The organism is Mycobacterium sp. 852002-51971_SCH5477799-a, assembly GCF_001667145.1.
Taxonomy (GTDB): domain Bacteria; phylum Actinomycetota; class Actinomycetes; order Mycobacteriales; family Mycobacteriaceae; genus Mycobacterium.
The window spans coordinates 1-19,943 of record NZ_LZIF01000034.1; the positions used below are offsets into that span (position 1 = coordinate 1).

A 19,943-nucleotide genomic window follows, 5' to 3' on the forward strand; every position below is an offset into this window, starting at 1 on the left:
AGCAGGCCAACGCGCACGGACAGAAGGTTCAGTCCGCGGGCAGCAACATGGCCAGCACCGACAGCGCCGTCGGGTCCAGCTGGGCCTGAGATCGATAATCTTCGCCCGATAGGTGGCCGGTTCAGGATGGTCTAACCGCAAGGTTGGCGCACCTGCTGTGCCGACAGCTGCTCGGGCGCACTGGGTATCAGGAGCGCCGCTGGGCAGTCAGCCCTTTTGCCCACGTCGTGCACCGCCAATCCCGGTTGGCTACCCGCCGTTCAGTGAAGTGTTATCGACTGAGCGTACGTTGATTCAGGCATGACTTAGTCCCACTCTGAAACGGTCGACAGAAGTCGTTTCGCCTCCCACCTCTGTACGATAAGGCCGGCATCCGGGAAGCTGTACGGCATGACGATCAGTAAGTCGCCGAGTGCCAAGGAACGTCTGATTGCCACTGCGTATGACTTGTTCACCCGGCGCGGCATCTCCGACGTCGGTGTGGATGAGATCGTGGCCAAGGCCGGCGTCGCAAAGGCGACCCTCTACAAGTACTTTCCCTCAAAGGAGGATCTTGTCCTGGCGTTCCTGGCGCAACGCGAGGAACTGTGGACCGATGAAGTGATCGATCGCCGTCCCGCAGAAGACACCGACGATCCCGCGGAGCAGCTGCTAGCAACATTCGATGTGCTCGACGGGTGGTTCCACGGTCGGCGTGATTACGAGGCATGGTCCTTTGTCAAAATCTTGCTCGAAGTCGGCGATGAAGGACGCGTCGGCGAGGCATGCACCGTCCAGTTAGGCAGGATCCGAGCGATTTTCACACGCCGGGCGAAGAAGGCCGGATTGCGAAATGTGCACAGCTTCACCTGGACTTTCAATGGCTTGATCAAGGGCAGCATTGTGTGTGCCGCCGAGGGTGATCGGAACGCGGCGCGACGAGCCAAGCCGATGGCGGCCTGGCTAATCGAGCAGCACCGGTAGCTGCCAGGCGAATACGGTTGCAATGCAATGGCAGAAGCGAATGGTCAACGCGAGAAGCAAAGCTTAAATCAACATCTCGCGCCGTCCCGGCTTGTCGGACAGTTGTGCGCGTAGGCAGCCCAGTGCGGTGTTAAGACGACGAGAGACATGCACTCGGGAAATACCGAAGTACTGCGCGATCTGAGCCTGAGTCAGGCACTCATAGAACCGCATCTTCAAGATTACTTGGTGGCGCTCAGGAAGTCTGGCGATCGATCGGGCAACTGCCACGGCGTCCTCGACGGCGTTATATCGGGGATCGTCCGCTCCAAGGTGCGATCCGACGGCGTCCTCGTCGCTCCCCGATGCCCAAATTCGCTCGTCGAAGGATTTGGGGTGATAGGCGTTTTCGGCCCACATGGAGATGCTGACAACGTCGCGTCCCACGCCCAGTTCCGCGGCCAACTCCGAGGCAGTGGGGATACGTCCAAGCCGCTGAGACAGCGGCTCGATTGCTGCCCTGACCCGACGATGAGTGTCTTTTATGCCTCGTGGGACATGCATACCCCACGCGTTGTCACGGAAATGCCGCCGCAGTTCGCCCAAAATGAGAATGAACGCTAGCGACACGAAGCTTCCCTTGGCAGGGTCATACCTGTCGATCGCCTTGATCAAGCCGATCCTCGCCACTTGAATCAGGTCATCGCTGGGCTCACCGCGACCGGCATAGCGGTCGGCGATGCGATCGGCCAGCGGCAAGCAGGTGACGATGATCTGACGACGCCGCTCTTGGCGCTGTTCAGGTGTTTCGGCGTCGGCCAAGCGTTCGAACTGCAACTCGATCTTGGAGTAATCGCTGTCATCGCTTGGGAACATGCCAGGTGGCTTCATCCGGAACGCAGGATCGCCATAGGCGGAGACTTTTGTTGGTTGCATCATGCTCCTTAAGCACCGTGTAGACGCAAACACCAAGCGCAACGACGGCTTTGCATTGGGGCAGACGGGACTGTCTATGACGTGTGATAGACCCGTCTGTCTGCTGCGGGAGGTAGACCGCTCTGTCTACGAAGAGGTACATACAGATCAGTCTACGCCCTAGGTAGACAGGTCAGTCTATAGACGTAGACAGATCTGTCTGCTGCTCTCATACCCGGCCTCGGGCATCAAAACCCCGCAGAGCCAATCTCGATATCTCAGTGCGGTTCGTTCGACCCATTGCGGGTATATCCCACGGTGATCGCGTCCGATGTGCCTGGTTCACATTGGCGCGCGCAGGGCAGTTAAAGCTTTCTGTGGGGAGAAATCGCATGAGCAAGCCGGAAGCGATCATCGACAAACGTCGAGAGACTCGAGAAGGAACACGGCGTCGCCGAGCTGCTCGAGCGATCTTGTACCCAGGCCCGTGAATCGGCCAAGGGCAAGTTGCATGGCGACCTCTTCGAGGCACTCATGCCCGTACCAAGACCCCGGCATTGTGGATTTTCTTATTGTGTTACATCGGCTTGGCGGTCTTGCCCGGGTCGTCTATGTGCGGCGACTGGTCACTGCACGTGAGTAGTTTTGACACCAAGGCAAGGAGATCACCATGACGAAAGATGAGGAGAATGGTTCCTCCTATTTCACCTCCCCGGCAAGGGAAATCGGGTGGCAGGGATGAACGACTTATTGCTTCAGTTGGTCGATGGGTGGCGACCGGCTGCCTATGCGGCACTCAAGGCATTGGCGTTGTTCGTCACGACTGCAACCGCTTTCCGGTTTACATTGCGGCGGACCATCGCCGAGTTCACGCCCTTCGATTGGGTCACCGCAGTTGCGGTGGGCGCCATCGTCGGCCGTACCGCCACCGCTGCCGATACCTCGTGGCTCACCGGGGCGGCAGCCTTGCTCGCCTTAATCGCCGCTCATGACACCGTCGCGCGTCTTCGCTTCATCCCTTGGCTGCGCCGACTGGTTGACCCGCCGGTCCGAGTGCTTATTCGCGACGGCCAACTCGACCGACCCAACCTGAGACGGTGCGGGCTTACCGACGAGGACCTGGACGCGATCCTGCGCCAACATGGTCACCGCAGACCCGACGAGATTCGACTTGCGCTGTTGGAGACGAAGGGCGTGGTCTCCGTCTTCGCCGACGCCCACGGCGGGGGCAAGCCGAACGGCATCGATCGCGGATCAGATTCAGACGGAGCCCGGTGACACCGCTTTAAGTGCGGGCGCCTCTTGTTGTTCGGTGGTTGTCGCGTGTGGCCGGCGAACGTACCTCTTCCAGGTCAGGATGGCGGCAACTACATAGAAAGTGAGGAAGATCCAGTAGGCCGGTGTATCTGTGCCGGTGCTCAGGTACGACTGGCGTAAGGCCATGTTGATTCCCACTCCGCCGAGGGCGCCGAACGCGGCAACGAACCCGATTACCGCGCCCGACATGGCTTGCGACCAGTGACGCCGTTCGGCCTCAACGACTTTGAGTCGGTAGCTGCGCGCTTCGAATACCGAGGGGATCAGCTTGTACACGGCGCCGTTGCCGATACCGGACAAGATGAACAGGGCCATGAAGCCGCCGATGTACGCGACCATCGTCGCGGTGGTCGTAGGACCGCGGTTTTGGTCGTCGAGGGTACTGGCGGTGACCAGCAGCCCGGTAGCTAGCCCCATGGCCGCGAACACCGCGAGGGCGACGCGGCTGCCGCCAAGGCGGTCAGCCAGCCTGCCGCCATAGATGCGCGCCACCGACCCCAGTGCCGGCCCGATGAACGCCAACTCGGCGGCATGCAACGCCGCCTGCCCACGGCTCTGCCCGGAGGCGGCGAAGTTCACCTGGAGGACCAGTCCGAAGGCGAATGAGAAACCGATCCACGAGCCAAAAGTACCCAGGTAAAGCAGCGCGAGTACCCAGGTATCACGCTCGGAGAGTATCGAGCGCAGATGGCTTGCCTCGGTGGGGTGGTCGAGGTTGTCCATGTATCGCGCCGCTCCGAGTGCGACCACTGTCAAGAACACAAGGTAGAGCCCACAGACCCAATAGGGCTCACGCTGACCGGCGATTGCAAGTACCAGAAGCCCTACCAACTGGATCATCGGGACGCCCAGATTGCCGGCGCCGGCGTTGAAGCCAAGCGCCGAACCCTTGATCCGATGGGGATAAAACGAATTCGTATTTGTCATGGATGCGGCGTAATTGGCACCGCCGCATCCGGTGAGCGCTGCGCATACCAAATACGGCCATAGGGGCAGTCCTGGATGAGCCAACAGCACCATCGTGCCGATGGTGGGGATCAGCAGCACCACAACCGAAAACACCGTCCAGTTACGCCCGCCGAAATTTGCGATACCCAGTGAGTAGGGGATGCGCAAGCACGCCGCGACTAGTGTCGCGGTTGCGCCCAGCAAGAACTTGTCAGCCGCGGAAAACCCGTACACATTCTGGGGCATGAATAGCGCCATCACCGGCCAGAGAGTCCAGATGCCGAAAGCGGCATGGTCGCAGGCGACGATCCACAGCAAGTTGCGACGGGCGATCGCCTTGTTTCCGGCCTCCCAGGCCAAAACGTGTTCGGGATCCCAGTCCGAGAGGCGATGGGAGCGGGCCATATATGGTTCACCTTTCCTATTGGGAATCCGTGGCAGGGGTGCTTATGGAATTGACACGCCGAATTAGCCGGCCTGACCGTGCGCTTGGCCAGGGGCGGTGCGATGCTAGACGGAATGCGTTCTTGTTGCGGTCGTTTCAGATGTTGATGCCGCCACCGTCGTCGCTGAATCACCCGCCCATCATCGTGGTGCGCTACTGCGCGGGTGCCGGACCGGTCGCGACTCCAGCCGCGGCAGATAAGCCGGCACAGATCCTATTGCGTCGACCGATCCCACTGGCGCTGAACAGGATTGGGTCGAGTACGTCGCCAATTGCGTAGTCATCAGGAAGCATCATCGTCCATTTTCTGCAGCGCCCCAATGTGCGGGCGACACCGGATGCCTTCCATCCGACATGTCGGTCCTCATCATGACCTTCCTGAAAAGATGTGAGGTGCCTGCTCCAACACCGTCATCGCGCAACCGGCACGGAAACATCGCGCACCGCTTCGGGGGCGGCACCTATAGTAATACTGGGAAACAGTTTGTAGTTGCTATAGTAGCCGCCTGCTAGACTGCTGGACAGCAGCTGTGAGGACTCGTATTCGCCAGCTCGATCAAGGGACCACTGGGACCGACCGAACACGTGGGAAGCCGAATGACCATCAGGGCCGTTGCTACGAAACCAACGATCAGGCGGCAGTAATCGAACCGCCTTTCCGCGTGCTGGAAGACGCATCGCTGATACGACACTCCTCGGCTGGCTGGGTCTTGGCGTCAGCCCGGAAAAGCTTCACACCTTGATCTGCCTCATCCAGCCACTGACGGCGTGACCGCGATTGGAGCAGGAAAAGTTGGCGATTTATAGGGTGCGGCAGCCGCGATCCGTGTCAGACGGAGTCCGACGGGTGGCCGGTTGGTTGCGTGCAAATCGATTCGGGCTGTTCTGCGTGGCAATTGTGGTGGGCCTCGCCGCCGGGCTGGGTGCAGTGGCGTTTCGCTACCTGATCTTTGGGTTCACCTGGCTCGCCACCGGGCACACCGAGTTCGGCCAGCAGGGCTGGGCGGGCAGCGACAACCTGCCCTGGTTGGGAGTCGGCTTCTTTGCGGTCATCCCGGTGATCGGCGGGTTGCTGTATGGGCCGTTGATCTCTCGGTTCGCCCGCGAGGCACGCGGCCACGGGGTGCCGGAAGTAATGATTGCGGTCGCGGAAAACGGCGGTCGCATCCGACCCCAGGTGACAGTTGTCAAGGCGTTCGCCTCGGCGCTGTGCATCGGCACGGGTGGGTCAGTAGGCCGAGAAGGTCCGATCGTGCAGATCGGCGCGGCACTGGCGTCCAGCTTCGGACAATGGGTCCGCATGCCGGAGAGCCGATTGCGGGTATTGGTGGCCTGCGGGGCGGCGGGGGCAATCTCGGCTACGTTCAACGCCCCCATAACTGGGGTTTTCTTCGCAATCGAACTGATATTGCGGGAGCTGTCCGCCGAGGCGATCTTCGCCATCATGCTCTCAGCGATGGTTGCGGATGTTATCGCCCAGGTCTTCTTCGGCTCCGCGCCCTTCCTCACCCAGCTCCCCACCGGCATTGAATTGGACCACATCGCTAATTACCTTTTAGTGGCCGTCCTCGCAGCGATCGCCGGCCTGATCGGAGTGGTGTTCAAGGGCGTGCTCTACTACACCGAGGATCTGTGTGACCGGGTGTGGCGTCGCCGCCCGGACTGGGCACGGCCAGCAGTTGGCGGAATCGTGCTCGGTCTCGTGCTGCTAGCGGTGCCACAACTGTACGGGGTGGGCTACTCGGTAATGTATGCCGCTTTCGCGGGCCACTATGCGCTGTGGTTTCTGGTAATTCTCGCCGCAGGCAAGATGCTGGCCTGCAGCCTGACCATCGGCATTGGCGGCTCAGGCGGCGTATTCGCACCTTCGCTATTCGTGGGAGCTACTTCCGGCATGGCCTTCGGACTCGTCGTTCACCAACTAATCGGGCCGGGGGCAGGGGAACCGGCCCTCTACGCGATCATCGGAATGGGCGCTGTATTCGCCTCCGCCGCGCGCGCTCCGCTCACCGCGCTGGCCAGTACGGTCGAGATGACGGGGGACTTCACGCTCACCCTGCCGGTCATGTTGGCAGTCGCCGTCGGTAGCACCGTGTCGCGCGCACTTTCCTACGGCACGATCTACACCACCAAACTGCTTCGCCGTGGCATCGACATCGACCGCCCAACACCTGTCCGTGCGTTTGCCGACCTCACCGCCGCTGACGCCATGCACCGGTTCACCGTTCCGTTCGATCTCTCCCGCGACGAAGATTCGGGCCCGGACCGAACAACCGTGTTCGGACCTGTTACTCGGGTTCGCGAACCACAAGCGCTATTCGCCAACGACAGCCTGGCTCAAGCCCTTCGACAGCTCGTGCTCTATGGCCGTGATGGACTACCGGTTATCGACACCAATGCCCGCCGGGTACAGGGCTGGCTGACCAACCAGAACGTGCTGCGCGCGGTCGCTGTTTACCTTGCCGACGCCGAGCCGGGCATGGCGGCCGGCCGCACCGCGGCCCAATGGGCGGACCCGCGGGCGGGAACCGCCGAACACGATCTGGGTAGCCAGCTCGCCGGGTACCAAATCGTCGAGTACACACTCGGAGCCGACTCGGCTGCGGTTGGCCGCACCCTGGATGAAATCGACCTGCCAGCCGATTACCTTCCCGTGTCGATCCTCCACGACCGCCAGCTTGTCGAGGCCGACCCTTCCATCCGACTCACCACCGGGGACCGGGTCAACGTCCTTGTCCCCGCCGGCCGCTACAACAACGTCAATGGCGCCACCATCGGCGCCGGCCAAGGCCGCGATTTCAATTCGCTTCCCCCATCCCGCGATTGATCCCGACAACGACGTCGGCGCCGCTAACGAAGCGAGTGGCCGCCCCTGCCACCGGCGGGCGCGAAATGTAGTGGTGCACAGCAAGACTTATAAACCGTCACTCGGGCATATCGACCGTTACCAGGCGCCCAGGATTTCGCAGTACCCATGTGGTGGGCAAACGTGATGATCGGCCGCCGCGATGTCACAGTGCCGGAAGTGGTAGCCGTGGGACGGCCGGTCGGCAAGGCTGGTCGGATCCGGGTGAGGCCAGTCTGAAGAAATGACATGAGTTTGAGCCAAAGCCCCAATGACATCTTGTGAGACGACTTCGATCGCAGCTGGTCCAGAATCGAAGAGATGACAGGCGAAATGAGAACCTACACCTGGTTGGGGGACTGTTGCTAACGTTGTAGGGTTTCCCGAATTCGGTGTCACCGTCCCAAATTCTGGAACATCGGTGGCGAGTGCACGGTGAGCCGTGCGGCGCGTCATGGTTATCGGTTCGGGCGGGGCGGGCAAAATCTACGTTCTCCCGTGGGTTGGGCCGGCGCGCTGGGCTGCCCGTTATTCACCTCGACCGCCATCACCGGGGGCCCAATTGGACACTGACCCCTCCGGAGGAGTGGCTGGAGCTTCGGGTTCGGCCGACACAGCGCGGCATGGGTGTTCGGTGCGCCGTGATCACCCCTTGACCAGCGTGAACTGCCCCAACTCGCTGATTCCCCGCGCGAAGAAGTCGCTGCAGCCCCGCAGATACTTCATGTACCGCTCGTAGATCTCCTCGGAGGTCGCGGCGACCGCGGCGTCGTGGTGGGCTTCAAGTTCCGAAGCCCACATGTCGAGAGTGCGTACGTAGTGCTCGTTTAGGAGTTCCTTGTGCTCCACCGTGAACCCGGCGTCCTGCGACAGGTTGATGATGTCCTCAGCGCACGGGATCGACCCGCCCGGGAAGATCTCCTTGGCGATGAACCGCATGAACCGCAGGTCGGTCATCGTGATCGGAATGCCCATTTCTGGCCAGCGCTTCAGCGGGTGTCCGAGGATCGCCTGCAACACCATCCGCCCGCCGCTGGGCAACATTCTGCTGCACGCCTTGAAGAACGGCGCGTACCGCTCCGGGGGAAACGCCTCGATAGCCTCGAGGCTGACGATTCGGTCAACGGATTGGTCAAACTGCTCCCAGCCGCGCAGCAAGACGCGACGCGAGTGCTCGGAGTCCAGCCCATCGAGCAACTTCTGAGCGAACTTGCACTGGTTCTTGGACAGCGTCAGGCCGACGACGTTGACGTCGTACTTCTCGACTGCACGCTTTATCGCCGCGCCCCACCCGCATCCGATGTCGAGCAGCGTCATGCCGGGCTTCAGGTCCAGCTTGCCCAACGACAAATCAATCTTCGCGAGCTGTGCATCCTCCAGCGACATATCGTCGCGGGCGAAGTACGCGCAACTGTAGGTGCGGGACGGGTCCTGGAAGGTTCCAAAGAAATCGTCGGAGAGGTCGTAGTGCGCCTGGACCTCTTTGAAGTGCGGCTCCATCGCCGTCGCTGATTCTGTCTCGTCCGCCATACTCAGAACCGTCTCCACGTTGCTCCGCGATTGCTTAGCATGCGCAATAACGCTACTCCATCGACACCAACCGTGCCTTCACGCAAATGAATTGGCAGACGTTATCCAGCGATTGCAAGGACCGCGACGAGTTGAACTACTATGCCGGCACGTCCGACTTTCGGAGGGAGCGGCGCCCCAACATCGGGAACCGATCGTTCAAGATCCCTGCGGGGGATCGGCTGCATCGGCGACGCCACGTCGGGAGTGTTGGCGGCGCACGGCAGGAGGTTCGGCGGATACTCGGCCGATAACTATGAAGGAGAACGATGCCTGGAATAGCTGCGCTCACATTGGGGGCAGCCCCCATCGCCGGCGGCGCGCTGCTCGGGATCGCCGCGGGCGGCCTGAAGGGGCCGGACTACCGCAGCCTGATCAAGCAGGATCTTGACCTCCTGGAAAGAATTCCGCAGGAACAGGCGGATCGACGGGAAAGACTGCAACAAAGCATCAACGATCGTATCGACGACATGATTGCCGCAAGTGAGACGAGCCGTGCTATACGCGAGGTGGCCTTCTCTTATCGCGGAAACTGGCGCGACAGTCTGGTTTTCATCTGCGCCGTGCTGTTCACGATCGTCTGGTGGAACGTCAGCCACGACAGGGCGAACTGGTTGCTGATGTTCGTCGTCATGGTTCTGCTGTCCATCGTGTCCGCCATCTACGCGGCACGCGGCGCACTAGGCACGATGCAAAGGCTGCTGCGCCGCCGGCGTCGCGGGTGACGGCATCGGAGGCTGTGCTCGGTATCGGGAACTCGTTGGTGATCAATATCCACAATGCAGGGTTGACTCACCTCGACGCGGTGTCACATGTTCCGTCGGAAGGCCAGGTTTATCCGGGAGTGCCATTGGCCGAAGCTGTGACTCCGGGCGGGGTGCGACACGCCGGCAGTGACAGCTTCGGAGATGGAATCCTGACTCGCGGTGTGCTGCTGGATCTGGCGCCCGGCGGTCGGTTGGATGCTGACCATCTCGTGGAGCGGACCCACCTCGACGGGGCTTTAGAGCGGACAGACAGCACGTTGCACAGCGGGGACGCGGTGGTGGTGCGCGGCGGTTGGGACACCAATCAGCCGATGGACCAACCAGTTCCGGGACTGAGTTTGGATGCCGTCCGCTGGCTCGGTGAGCGCGATGTCAGCGTCTATCTCGGCGATATCGGCGACGCCCGGCCCTGGTCTCCACCAGTCGCGGTGCATCAGGTGGCGCTGGCCCGCCTGGGTATGCCGTTGGTCGATGCGACCGCGGTCGATGAATTGGCCGAGGTGTGCCGGGCCGAGCAGCGTCACAGCTTCATGCTCGTGCTTGCCCCGCCTCGAATCAACGGCAGCACAGGACTTCCCGTCAATCCGATCGCCGTTTTCTGACACCTTGAGGAGATTCTTGTGACTGAACGGCCTGCCGACGACGGACCGATCACCTTCATCAATGTTTTCGACATTCCCGAAGATGAGATCGACACGTTCATCGCACAGTGGGAGCACCGCTCCCGTCTGACGACATCCGCCGAGGGATTTATCTCCGCAGAACTTCATCGGGCTACGGGTTCCACAACCGAATTCCAGCTCATCAACGTCAGCAAATGGCGTAGCCGAGCCGATTTCAAGGCGCCCACCCAGGCACCTGAGTTCAGAGCCGAACTCGACGCCTACGCGGCCGGGTCCGCATCGTCCTTCACCCCGCACCGCGGAATCTACAAGACTGCAGCCAAATTCGGCTGATTGAAAGGATTTACGGTGACTGCACGCACAGACGACATTATTGCCGTAACTCAGGTTGTTTTACTGGAGCGCCAGGGGCGCGACCGGGGCTGGTGGGACCAGATGCAGAAGTGCTTCGACGCGGACTCGCTGGTTTCGCTGAGCTGGATCCATGACACGGGGGCTGCATTCGTGGCGGGTCCAAAACGAGCTTCGACTCTGGTGTACGACCGGTGCACCAACTCGCGGCGCCGGTAGCGCATGTAGACGGTAACCGCGCGGTGCTTGAAGTCAGCGCCCAGATCCAGTTCCGCGACGATATCGAGGGTGTCCGGGTAGACCTGGTTTCATTCACCCGGCTGCTGTATCAGCTTGAGCGCATCGGTGACGATTGGAAGATCAAAGTGCTGCGCGCGATCTACGAACGCGACACGATCACCCCGGTCGTGCCTGGCACCTCGATTCCGCTGGATTCTGAACGCTTGGCCCAAATTCGTGAGCAGCCAGCGGGTCTCGTCATCTAGCTTGACGCTGTCGGGAAGGCGTGTTTCATCTCGGCGCCCTCGCCTGCCAGGTCAGGATCCACCACGTCTCCCTTGACGGCGAGCAGCGTTTGGATCTTGACGGGCTGCACGGGATATGCAAGCTCGACAACAGCGCTCATCGCCGTGTTGAGGATCGAAGGGGGACCGTGGATCGACCGGAGTCTGAGGCGCGGCGCGCCGATGGCTATGACCGAGAGCGAAAGGCTTGACGAAACACTGATGAACCGGACGCGGCCGACAAGCCACCCGGGTGCAGGTTCTCATCTGGCCTGTCATGTCGATGTCATAGATGACACGAAAGTGAGACAGAGACCGAGCTGGCCCTCGCGGCCGGCGAATAGTCCAATGCACCGCCACCCAAGCGAAACAGCTTGCTATAGAGCCATATCCCGGCCCGGCCGGACTCGATCAGCGGGTGTCGTCGGCCTTCCGCAGCGGATTTGGAACTGGCGACTTCGGAACACCGCTGAGCCTGCGGAGCGTAGCGATGCAGGCTTGGAGTTCTTCGCGAGCCACGCCGGCCGCCTTGGCTCGAAAGAACTCATGCAGCTGGCGCAACGACTCCTTTTGCACGCGCGCACCGCGCGGCGTCACCTGGATGCGGGTGACCCGTTTGTCGGACTTCGATGCCGTCCGTCGCAACAGATCCGCGGCGGCGAGCTTGTCGATGTCCGCGGTGATGGTACTCGGCAGCACGTTGAGGTATTCGCTCAGCGAGCTGGGGCGGTCGAGCCCGGCGTGAACCAGAAAGATGATGCCGAGGGCGCGTTCAGAGATTCCATACTTGTGGGTTACCGGCATGGTGAGGGTCGCAATCATACGTTCGACGTCCATCACTGCTCCAAGAAAGTCGACGATGTCGGCGTCGTCGGCAGGTCCAAGGGCATCGGTCACGATGCCATACGCTACCGCCTCAACGTCTGACAGCGACTCAGCAGAATACTTCATTATATGAATAAACTGGGTTAATCTTCACCCTGGGCGATGTTCGCCTCACGCGTCACTAGAGGTCGCGGGGATACAGCGAGGAGTGCAATGAAGCCATCAGTTCCTGTCCACGAGCGTTCTGTCGCCAACCGGACCGTGCACCCCCGCGCTGTTTCACCTTGGCAGGCCCTGATCGGCTGGGTGACGGTGGCCGCGTTGGCGGTCCTCATTTTGGCGACCGCGGACAAGCATGGACCGGTGTCGCCCGAGAACGTGAATCCCGACGGCGTGGGCAAGCCGCCTCCGGTGCAGCCGCTGTTACACCCCTTCGACTGGCTCGCGTGGGGACAGATATTGGGCGCTTTGCTCGCCGCTGGCACCATCGTCGCCTCGATTCTCGTGTGGAGGCGGCATCCCGGACAGCCGGTCATACTTATGGTCCTCGCCACCAGCACACTGTTTTGGTGGGATCCGATCAACAACTGGGCAATCGGCCTGGTCTACAACCCAAATCTTTGGCACTTTCCCCGAGAGTGGCCGTGGCTCAACATCTCTCCGATTATTGAACCGCTGACCTCCTTCATTTACGCGCCCTATGTCCTCGTTCCTTACTTCCTGGCCATGCCGATCCTGCGGACCATCCAGCGCCGCAGTGATCCGGGGGCCTTCGTCTGGCGCCATCCGCTGATCTCAATAGCCGTGCTGACGTTCGTCATCGGCGTCATCTGGGATGCTGCTCAAGAGATCCTCCTGACCCGTGCCCAGTTCCTCACATACAGCCACGTCATCGAATTCGGCTCGGTCGATACGGGCAAGAACAGTCAGTTCCCGCTGATGATGGCAAGCGGGCTCATCACGATCGTCATGATCCCTGCTTCGGTCCTGCTGTATCGCGACGACACCGGAAGATCCCAGGCCGAAAAGATTGCACAGCGACTGCGCCTGCATGCTCGTCGCCCCACGTTGGCTACCTTCCTGGTGATGGCGATTGTTGTGAACATCGCAATGATCACGTTTAGCTCAGTCTTTTGGCTGGTACGTGCGACTGGCGCAGCGTCCACCGTCGCCTGCCCGTGGCCGTACCCCCAGGCGAAGACCTGGGATCCGCGCGGCTACTACCAATCTCAAGGAGCCCCGGGACCATTCACCGCCGGCAAGGCCAGTTCGTGGCAGATCGCGCAACCGGAAGGCCGACCGAGAGACATCGTTGTGCAGTCCGACCGCTGCAATTTCCAGTGACCTCCGCGGCGCGCGATCAGCCGACGAGCATCAAGCCCCGATTATCAGTTCGGCGGCCCGTTCTCCGATCATCATCGCCGCGGCATTCGTATTGCCTCCGACGATGCTCGGCATGATCGATGCATCGGCCACGCGCAGTCCCGCCACGCCCCTTACCCGTAGCGCGGGATCGACAACCGCGCGTTCGTCGGTGCCCATCCGGCACGTCCCGACCGGGTGATACACACCCGAAGCGTTTCGTCGTACGAATTCCGCGAGGTCGGCGCCATTCTGATTGGAGCCGGGCAGCACCTCACGACCAATCTCGCGTGCGATCGCCTTGTGTGCCAACGTCTCCCGCACGAGCTCCATGCCGGCCACCAGGGTCGCCAGATCCCGGGGTTCGGCCAGGTAGTTGGGATCGATGAGGGGAGCAGTGAACGGATCTGTCGAGGCCAGGCGCACGGTTCCCCGGCTCTCCGGATAGATCATAGTCGGAAGGAGCGTTAACGCCGGTGACGAATCAGCGGCCAGGTGCAGGCCCGGGCTGTCCTGATTCTCGGGATAGCCCATCGGAAGGATGAACACCTGCAAGTCCGGAACGTCGGTGCCCGTCCGCACTCCGCTGTCGACGAAGCCCACGGCCTCGAACAGGGTGTGCGCCAGATATGTCGACCGCGGACGCACGCATTCGCGGACCGCAGCTCCGGCAAAACTCAGTGGCGATGAACTCCGCCCGCCGGGCGCCCGGTAGGACATCGGCACGAACAGATGATCGTGCAGGTTGTCACCGACCGGCAGGTCCGCTATGACGTTGATCCCATGCTCACGCAAGTGGGCTGCACGGCCGATGCCGGAGAGCATCAGAAGTCGCGGCGAACCGAGCGACCCAGCGCTGACGATCACCTCGCTGCTCGCGCGCACAGGTGTAATCGGTCGCCGGTTGCGGCCAGTGACCAACTCCACTCCCACCGCCCGGCCGTTTTCCACCATCACCCGGGTCGCGGTTGCGTCGGTGAGCACCCGCAAGGTCGGCGGCGCATCCCACAGGTATCCACGATCGGTGCCCACTCTCCGGCCGGCGCCGGCGCTCTGCTGAAGTGGCGCCACCCCGGCCTGCTGCGCACCGTTGTAATCCTCGTTCATCCCGACGTCGGCGGTCGCCGCCAGCGCGACCATGTAGCTTTTGGTAACACTCGCCAGGCATGTGGCCCGTTCCACCGCAATTGGGCCGTCTCCGCCGCGCAGATCACTGGGACCGTCCTCGAAACTCTCCAGCCGTCGGAAGGAGGGCAGCACCTCGGAGAATCCCCAGCCCTTTGCCCCGCTGGCCGCCCAGTCGTCGTAGTTCTGCCGGTTTCCGCGTACAAACGCCATCCCGTTTATCACGCTGTCGCCGCCGAGTATCCGGCCGTGAGACTGGGGAAGCTGGCGGCCCTTCATATGTCGTTGGGGGACGCTATAAGCGGGCCAGGTGACCAATCGCTGCAGGGCCGTAGCCGCGTGAATGGCCCCACACATGCCCGGGACCGTGACCAGCGGGCCGCGCCGCTGGCGTCCCGACTCGATCAGGGTGACCGCGGCGCCCGTGTCGGCCAGGCGCCGGGCGATGATCGCCCCTGCACTACCGGACCCCACAACGACGTAGTCGGCTGGCTCCGGCGTGGCGAGATCCTTCGTCGTCCGTGCTCGCTTCATCCCAACGCCTCCGTTGACACACCCAACTTAATTTCATAATCTGAAGTATCTGCTGACGCTAACATAGTCGGCCCACGGAGAGGCGCCATGGGGGGTGCGGTGTTGCAAGAAAGGGGTCGACGCCGCGCGACTCGGGTCGCTGCGGTGATTGCCGCCGCGGCGCTGTCAGCCTATTGCGTGTTTACATACTTGGCCTACAGCGATGTATTCACTGACGTCGCAATGGTTACCGTGACTGCGCCGCGAGCGGGTCTGGTGATGGAACGCGACGCAAAGGTCAAGTATTTGGGTGTTCAGGTCGGCAAGGTGACGAGCATCCGATATGACGGCGAACACGCCGAGCTCATCCTTGCTGTTCGCCGTGACCAGCTTGCATTCATCCCTTCGAATTCGACGGTCCGCATAGCTAGCACAACGGTATTCGGCGCAAAGTCGGTTGAGTTTCTTGAACCCGCCCACCCCTCGGCCGGAGCGGTGGCGGCGGGAGCGCGGTTCACCGCCGGCGCAGTGGCGGTAGAAGTCAATTCGTTGTTCGAGACGCTACTCAACACTCTTCACAAGATTGACCCCGTGGCATTGAATGCGACGCTTGCGGCACTCAGTGAGGGATTACGCGACAATGGAAACAACCTAGGTGCATTGACCGCTGACCTGAATTCCCTTTTGGCCAAGGTCAATCCGCGACTGGACGCGCTGCAATCCGACTTTGATCGCGCGGCTCAAACTGCCGAAATCTATGCGGAAGCCGCACCCGATCTTGTCACGACGCTGGATAACGTGCCCACGATCAGCAACACCATCGCGCGCCGGCAAAAAGACCTGACGGAGTCACTGTTGGCGGCCGCGGGGGTGGCCAGTGAGGGCGAGCAGACATTGGCACCGGCCGCCGACTCCTACATCGCCGCGATCCAGCGCCTTCGGGCGCCGCTAAAAGTTCTGCACGACTACTCACCGGAGTACGGCTGTCTGCTCACCGCGTTGTCCGACGCGATAGGACGATTCGGACCCTATCTCGGGGTCACGAAACCGGCCCTTTTCGTCAGTGCGGCACTGCTTCCCGGGGCGCCGAGCTACACCTATCCCGAGAGCTTGCCGATCGTCAACGCTTCCGGCGGTCCGAACTGTCGCGGGTTGCCCAACTTGCCGACCAAGCAGGGCAGCGGCTCTTGGTACAAGACACCGTTTTTGGTGACCGATAACGCCTACGTTCCGTATCAGCCCAACACCGAAATGCAGATCGATGCACCTTCAACGCTGCAGTTCCTCTTCCACGGTTCCTTCGCCGAGCGCGACGACTACTGATGACGGGCACGCGGCATCTGAAAGCAAAAGTGGCGATCTTCGTCGTAGCGATGTTGCTCGTGCTCGGCTTTCTCACAGTCACTTTCGGCCAATTCAGATTTTCTTCGACGGAAGAGTATCACGCCGATTTCACGTCGATATCGCGGTTAGCGAGCGGGCAGGACGTGCGTATTTCGGGGATCGTTGTCGGTAAGGTGAAATCAATCGAACTACACGACCGGTATGTCAGCGTCACTTTTGATGTTGACAAACGCTATCAACTTTTTACGTCCACCCGTGCGATGATCCGCTACCAAGATTTGGTGGGTAATCGTTACCTCGAGATCGCGGCTGGCCCGGGCGATCTCAGGAAATTACCTCGCGGGGGCACTATTCGACTTGAAAACAACGAGGCCGCTCTAGATCTGGATGCGTTGCTCGGGGGACTTAAGCCCGTCCTCAAAGGACTCGACGCGCACAAGGTGAACGAGATCAGCAACACTATTCTCGCCGTGCTGCAGGGTAAAGGCGGAACGCTTGCCGACCTGCTTTCCAGCACCAGCTCTTTCACCCAAAACCTCGCGGCGCGGGATCAATTGGTCGGTGAGGTCATCGAAAACCTGAATCAGGTGCTCGGCACCGTGGACTCCAAATCTAGCCAGCTAGATGCCGGCGTCGACCAGCTTCAGAAGTTGGTGGGCACTCTCGCTGCCGGTCGAGAGCCTATCGCGGGAGCCATCGGGCCCTTGGCATCGGCAGAAACCGACCTGACCGAGATGCTGTCCGGCTCTCGGCGGCCGCTGCAGGCGGTCATCAAGGAATTGGGTCCGTTGTCCACCGAGCTTGATCGGCGCAAAAAGGACATCAACGACGTGCTAGACCCGTTGCCGGAGGACTACAAGCGATTGACCTCGCTGGGCGCCTACGGATCTTTTTTCAGCTTCTATTACTGCTCGCTCAAGATCAAGATCAACGGGCCCGCGGGCAGCGACATCATTATTCCTGCCGGTGGTCCTCCCGACCCGACCAAAGGGCGGTGTGCTTTTGCTAAATGAAGCTCCGGGCAAGCGCGATCCGTTGCGCACGGGCACGATAGGCGTCACGGTGATTGTCTGCGTGCTGCTCATCTCGATCGGATATGGGCAACTTCCGTTATGGCCGCGCGGCAAGAATTGTGACGCGTATTTCACCAATGCCGCGGGTATCAAGCAAGGTGACGACGTGCAGATCATGGGCTACGTCGTTGGACATGTCACCTCGATCGAGTTGGCACACCGCTTGGCCCGTGTCGGCTTTAACCTGGATCGCAAGGCGCGACTTGGTGATCAGTCGGTCGTGTCGATCAAGGCTGACTCGGTACTCGGTCAGCGCTCCCTTAATGTTGTTCCGGCTGGGGATGGTTCGGTGACCTCAATTCCGGTGGGGCGCACCACCACTCCCTACACCCTGAACAATGCGTTACAAGATTTAGGCAAAGCCGCCGGTGGGGTGGACAGCGAGCAATTGGCTCAGGCGATGGGGGTGCTCACTGACGCCCTGCACGAGGCCACTCCGCAGCTAAGAAGTGCGCTCGAGGGTGTTACCGCATTATCGAAGACGATCAATAACCGTGATGAACGTATCGGTCAACTCCTATCCCATACCCACCATGTGTCACAACTTTTGGCTGACCGGGCGGGGCAGATCAACCAGCTGATTGGTAATGGCCGCGACCTGTTTGCCGCGCTCGCCGAACGAAGACAGCAGTTGGGCGTTCTCATCGCAGGGATCCGTGATGTTGCGCAGCAAATCTCGGGCTTTATCGCCGACAACCGAACACAGCTGGGTCCAACCTTAAACAAGCTCAATCTCGTCCTCGGCAATCTCAACTCGCGTCAGACCCAGATTGGCGAATCGCTAAAGCGACTTCCCGTGTATTCCACCGAGCTGGGAGAGGTTGTCGGGTCGGGTCCGGGCTTCAGCGTCAACACGTACGGTGTGCCGCCCGCGACCGTGGGAGCCATGGTCCTGGATGCGGTCTTCCAGCCCGGCAAACTGCCGCAAAGCCTGGCGGACTTCCTGCGTGGATTCATCAGCGAGCGCATGATCATCAGGCCCAGGACTCCGTGATGGAGCTGCGCTCAGCATCAAGGGTGCGGCGGGTGGTGGCCGCGATTTTAGTGCTCGCGTTGGGCGGCGGGATCTTTCACCTGTGGCCCAGGGCCACCACGATCGCGGTAACCGGATATTTTTCGTCGGCCGTCGGCCTGTATGTAGGCGACGATGTCAAAGTGGCCGGCGTGAGGATCGGCAGCATCAAATCCATTTCACCAGAGCCCGAACACACCAAGATCGTCATGGGTGTCAGAGGCGACGTGCCGATACCCGCGGATGCGCAGGCCATCATCATCTCTCCAAGCCTGGTGGCCTCGAGGTTCATCGAACTGACGCCTACCTATGACCAGGGGCCAATCCTGGCTGACCACAGCACAATTCCTCAAGCCCGCACAGCGGTGCCTGTCGAGTGGGACGAGATCAAGAATGAACTGACTAAACTCAGCACCCAGCTAGCGCCGCAGCCGGGATCCCTGCAGGGCCCCGTCACCAAACTCGTCAACCAGGCCGCAGATACCTTCGACAGCCAAGGCGACACATTTCGGCAAGCCGTGCGCGAGCTTTCCCAGGCGGCTGGGCGCCTCGGCGACTCACGCACCGACTTGGTCGGCACGATCAAAAACCTGCGCATCGTGGTGGATGCGCTGTCGCAAAGCAATGAACAGATTGTGCAGTTCGCAAACCACGTCGCCGCGGTCAGTCAAGTCCTGGCCGACAGTTCATCAGACTTGACCGGCGCGCTCGACGCGCTCAACCACGCCCTCGGCGACGTCCGGGGTTTCCTCAAAGACACCAATGATCCCCTGGTTGCCCAAATCAACAAACTGGCGAGCTTCACGAAACTACTCAACGATCATGGCGACGAGCTCGAACAGACCTTGCACGTCGCGCCCACCGGCCTTGCCAACTTCTACAACATCTACGACCCGGCCCAGGGGTCGATGTCGGGTCTTGTCACGCTACCGAATTTTGCCAACCCCGTGCAGTTCATCTGCGGCACCTTTGAGACGGCTGGAACACCGGACTACTTCAGGCGCGCCGAGATCTGCCGCGAGCGGATAGGCCCCGTCGTGAGACGCCTTGCCGTGAACTACCCACCATTCCTGTTCCATCCGATCAACAGCATCAACGCCTATAAAGGCCAAATCATTTACGACACACCAGAAACCGAAGCAAAGGCCAGAACACCGATCGCGCAACTGCAGTGGCAGCCGCTGCCGGGCGTGACCCCGCCATCATTTTCGCCCGAGACCAACCTGAAAGACCTGCTGGTGCCGCCAGCAGCCGGACCGCCGGCTCATGCAGGCCGGGCACCGGCTCAACCGCAGCCGCCGGTCGCTGGACCGCCTCCCAACGCGGGTCCTGCTCCGGGCGCTCCGGCGCAGCCGACGACGCCGGCCCGCGACCTACCTGGCGCACCTCTACCAGTGACCGATCTGCCGATCCCGACCGATGACGGAGGCCGGTGATGAGAGTGGTTCAAAGGCGGGTGGATAG

General features: G+C 61.2%; 18 protein-coding genes and 1 pseudogene. 13 read left to right on the forward strand and 6 right to left on the reverse strand.

The window, feature by feature from the left end; all coding sequences use genetic code 11:
• Together A5753_RS02450 and A5753_RS02455 are read left to right on the forward strand one after the other, a co-directional pair.
• A pseudogene (locus tag A5753_RS02450) lies at nucleotides 1-89 on the forward strand (type VII secretion protein EsxI); the annotation flags it as partial.
• A 301-nt stretch (nucleotides 90-390) separates the two neighbouring features.
• The gene (locus A5753_RS02455; protein ID WP_067122968.1) at nucleotides 391-963 is read left to right on the forward strand and encodes a TetR/AcrR family transcriptional regulator; all 573 of its coding nucleotides are present in this window, start codon (nucleotides 391-393) and stop codon (nucleotides 961-963) included.
• 63 nt (nucleotides 964-1,026) lie between these two features.
• Here the strand turns inward: A5753_RS02455 and A5753_RS02460 are convergent, their stop codons facing one another.
• Complete coding sequence (locus tag A5753_RS02460; RefSeq protein WP_231989974.1) at nucleotides 1,027-1,878, reverse strand: sigma-70 family RNA polymerase sigma factor; 852 nt, start codon at nucleotides 1,876-1,878, stop codon at nucleotides 1,027-1,029.
• A gap of 717 nt (nucleotides 1,879-2,595) precedes the next feature.
• Here A5753_RS02460 and A5753_RS02465 point away from each other — a divergent pair.
• A complete protein-coding gene (locus tag A5753_RS02465) occupies nucleotides 2,596-3,135 on the forward strand; it encodes a DUF421 domain-containing protein (protein WP_082971136.1) in 540 nt (179 codons plus the stop codon).
• On the opposite strand, the gene A5753_RS02470 is transcribed toward A5753_RS02465, so the two are convergent.
• Nucleotides 3,118-4,527 (reverse strand): NarK/NasA family nitrate transporter, encoded by a 1,410-nt coding sequence (locus tag A5753_RS02470; RefSeq protein ID WP_067122972.1) that lies wholly within the window; start codon nucleotides 4,525-4,527, stop codon nucleotides 3,118-3,120. The two genes, A5753_RS02465 and A5753_RS02470, sit on opposite strands and share 18 nt — an antisense overlap.
• Before the next feature lie 887 nt (nucleotides 4,528-5,414).
• Here A5753_RS02470 and A5753_RS02475 point away from each other — a divergent pair.
• Nucleotides 5,415-7,394: a chloride channel protein gene (locus A5753_RS02475; protein WP_231989975.1), complete on the forward strand. Its 1,980-nt coding sequence runs from the start codon at nucleotides 5,415-5,417 to the stop codon at nucleotides 7,392-7,394.
• 663 nt (nucleotides 7,395-8,057) lie between these two features.
• Here the strand turns inward: A5753_RS02475 and A5753_RS02480 are convergent.
• On the reverse strand, nucleotides 8,058-8,942 hold the full coding sequence (locus tag A5753_RS02480) for a cyclopropane mycolic acid synthase family methyltransferase (protein ID WP_067123137.1): 885 nt from the start codon (nucleotides 8,940-8,942) through the stop codon (nucleotides 8,058-8,060).
• A gap of 308 nt (nucleotides 8,943-9,250) precedes the next feature.
• Between A5753_RS02480 and A5753_RS02485 the strand changes: the two genes are divergently transcribed.
• From A5753_RS02485 to A5753_RS02500, 4 genes are all read left to right on the forward strand, one after another.
• Complete coding sequence (locus A5753_RS02485) at nucleotides 9,251-9,706, forward strand: hypothetical protein (protein WP_067122975.1); 456 nt, start codon at nucleotides 9,251-9,253, stop codon at nucleotides 9,704-9,706.
• Nucleotides 9,703-10,350, forward strand: coding sequence for a cyclase family protein (locus tag A5753_RS02490; RefSeq protein ID WP_067122978.1), 648 nt, complete (start codon nucleotides 9,703-9,705; stop codon nucleotides 10,348-10,350). The genes A5753_RS02485 and A5753_RS02490 overlap by 4 nt, the downstream gene beginning before the upstream one ends.
• An 18-nt stretch (nucleotides 10,351-10,368) precedes the next feature.
• Nucleotides 10,369-10,704 carry an antibiotic biosynthesis monooxygenase gene (locus A5753_RS02495; RefSeq protein ID WP_197694562.1) on the forward strand — a complete coding sequence of 112 codons (336 nt, stop codon included), beginning with the start codon at nucleotides 10,369-10,371 and terminating at the stop codon, nucleotides 10,702-10,704.
• Between the two features lie 212 nt (nucleotides 10,705-10,916).
• Nucleotides 10,917-11,207, forward strand: a complete 291-nt coding sequence (locus A5753_RS02500; RefSeq protein WP_067122984.1) for a hypothetical protein — start codon at nucleotides 10,917-10,919, stop codon at nucleotides 11,205-11,207.
• Here the strand turns inward: A5753_RS02500 and A5753_RS24205 are convergent.
• Both A5753_RS24205 and A5753_RS02505 read right to left on the reverse strand, forming a co-directional pair.
• Entirely contained in the window at nucleotides 11,204-11,347 is a 144-nt protein-coding gene (locus A5753_RS24205; RefSeq protein WP_156655895.1) for a hypothetical protein, read from the reverse strand. The genes A5753_RS02500 and A5753_RS24205 overlap by 4 nt on opposite strands.
• 289 nt (nucleotides 11,348-11,636) lie before the next feature.
• Nucleotides 11,637-12,122 carry a MarR family winged helix-turn-helix transcriptional regulator gene (locus A5753_RS02505; protein WP_197694563.1) on the reverse strand — a complete coding sequence of 162 codons (486 nt, stop codon included), beginning with the start codon at nucleotides 12,120-12,122 and terminating at the stop codon, nucleotides 11,637-11,639.
• Nucleotides 12,123-12,263: 141 nt separating this feature from the next.
• Here A5753_RS02505 and A5753_RS02510 point away from each other — a divergent pair, with 141 nt between their 5' ends.
• Nucleotides 12,264-13,394: a spirocyclase AveC family protein gene (locus tag A5753_RS02510; RefSeq protein ID WP_067122991.1), complete on the forward strand. Its 1,131-nt coding sequence runs from the start codon at nucleotides 12,264-12,266 to the stop codon at nucleotides 13,392-13,394.
• Between the two features lie 30 nt (nucleotides 13,395-13,424).
• Here A5753_RS02510 and A5753_RS02515 read toward each other — a convergent pair whose 3' ends face one another.
• A complete protein-coding gene (locus A5753_RS02515) occupies nucleotides 13,425-15,071 on the reverse strand; it encodes a GMC family oxidoreductase (protein WP_067122994.1) in 1,647 nt (548 codons plus the stop codon).
• An 87-nt stretch (nucleotides 15,072-15,158) separates the two neighbouring features.
• Between A5753_RS02515 and A5753_RS02520 the strand changes: the two genes are divergently transcribed.
• The 4 genes from A5753_RS02520 to A5753_RS02535 are packed head-to-tail and all read left to right on the forward strand — an operon-like array spanning nucleotide 15,159 to nucleotide 19,915.
• Nucleotides 15,159-16,373, forward strand: coding sequence for an MCE family protein (locus A5753_RS02520; protein ID WP_067122996.1), 1,215 nt, complete (start codon nucleotides 15,159-15,161; stop codon nucleotides 16,371-16,373).
• A complete protein-coding gene (locus A5753_RS02525) occupies nucleotides 16,373-17,407 on the forward strand; it encodes an MCE family protein (protein WP_067122999.1) in 1,035 nt (344 codons plus the stop codon). Before A5753_RS02520 ends, A5753_RS02525 begins: the two co-directional genes overlap by 1 nt.
• Nucleotides 17,397-18,461: an MCE family protein gene (locus tag A5753_RS02530; protein WP_067123140.1), complete on the forward strand. Its 1,065-nt coding sequence runs from the start codon at nucleotides 17,397-17,399 to the stop codon at nucleotides 18,459-18,461. Before A5753_RS02525 ends, A5753_RS02530 begins: the two co-directional genes overlap by 11 nt.
• Nucleotides 18,461-19,915, forward strand: a complete 1,455-nt coding sequence (locus A5753_RS02535; RefSeq protein ID WP_082971140.1) for an MCE family protein — start codon at nucleotides 18,461-18,463, stop codon at nucleotides 19,913-19,915. Before A5753_RS02530 ends, A5753_RS02535 begins: the two co-directional genes overlap by 1 nt.
• Nucleotides 19,916-19,943 lie beyond the last annotated feature (28 nt).

Bases quoted from the DNA above. Each gene is read 5' to 3' on its own strand.
- A5753_RS02525 (WP_067122999.1), top strand. From the start codon at position 16,373: ATGACGGGCACGCGGCATCTGAAAGCAAAAGTGGCGATCTTCGTCGTA.
- A5753_RS02460 (WP_231989974.1), bottom strand. From the start codon at position 1,878: ATGCAACCAACAAAAGTCTCCGCCTATGGCGATCCTGCGTTCCGGATG.
- A5753_RS24205 (WP_156655895.1), bottom strand. From the start codon at position 11,347: ATGAGCGCTGTTGTCGAGCTTGCATATCCCGTGCAGCCCGTCAAGATC.
- A5753_RS02480 (WP_067123137.1), bottom strand. From the start codon at position 8,942: ATGGCGGACGAGACAGAATCAGCGACGGCGATGGAGCCGCACTTCAAA.
- A5753_RS02520 (WP_067122996.1), top strand. From the start codon at position 15,159: ATGGGGGGTGCGGTGTTGCAAGAAAGGGGTCGACGCCGCGCGACTCGG.
- A5753_RS02510 (WP_067122991.1), top strand. From the start codon at position 12,264: ATGAAGCCATCAGTTCCTGTCCACGAGCGTTCTGTCGCCAACCGGACC.
- A5753_RS02455 (WP_067122968.1), top strand. From the start codon at position 391: ATGACGATCAGTAAGTCGCCGAGTGCCAAGGAACGTCTGATTGCCACT.
- A5753_RS02515 (WP_067122994.1), bottom strand. From the start codon at position 15,071: ATGAAGCGAGCACGGACGACGAAGGATCTCGCCACGCCGGAGCCAGCC.
- A5753_RS02535 (WP_082971140.1), top strand. From the start codon at position 18,461: ATGGAGCTGCGCTCAGCATCAAGGGTGCGGCGGGTGGTGGCCGCGATT.
- A5753_RS02485 (WP_067122975.1), top strand. From the start codon at position 9,251: ATGCCTGGAATAGCTGCGCTCACATTGGGGGCAGCCCCCATCGCCGGC.
- A5753_RS02465 (WP_082971136.1), top strand. From the start codon at position 2,596: ATGAACGACTTATTGCTTCAGTTGGTCGATGGGTGGCGACCGGCTGCC.
- A5753_RS02470 (WP_067122972.1), bottom strand. From the start codon at position 4,527: ATGGCCCGCTCCCATCGCCTCTCGGACTGGGATCCCGAACACGTTTTG.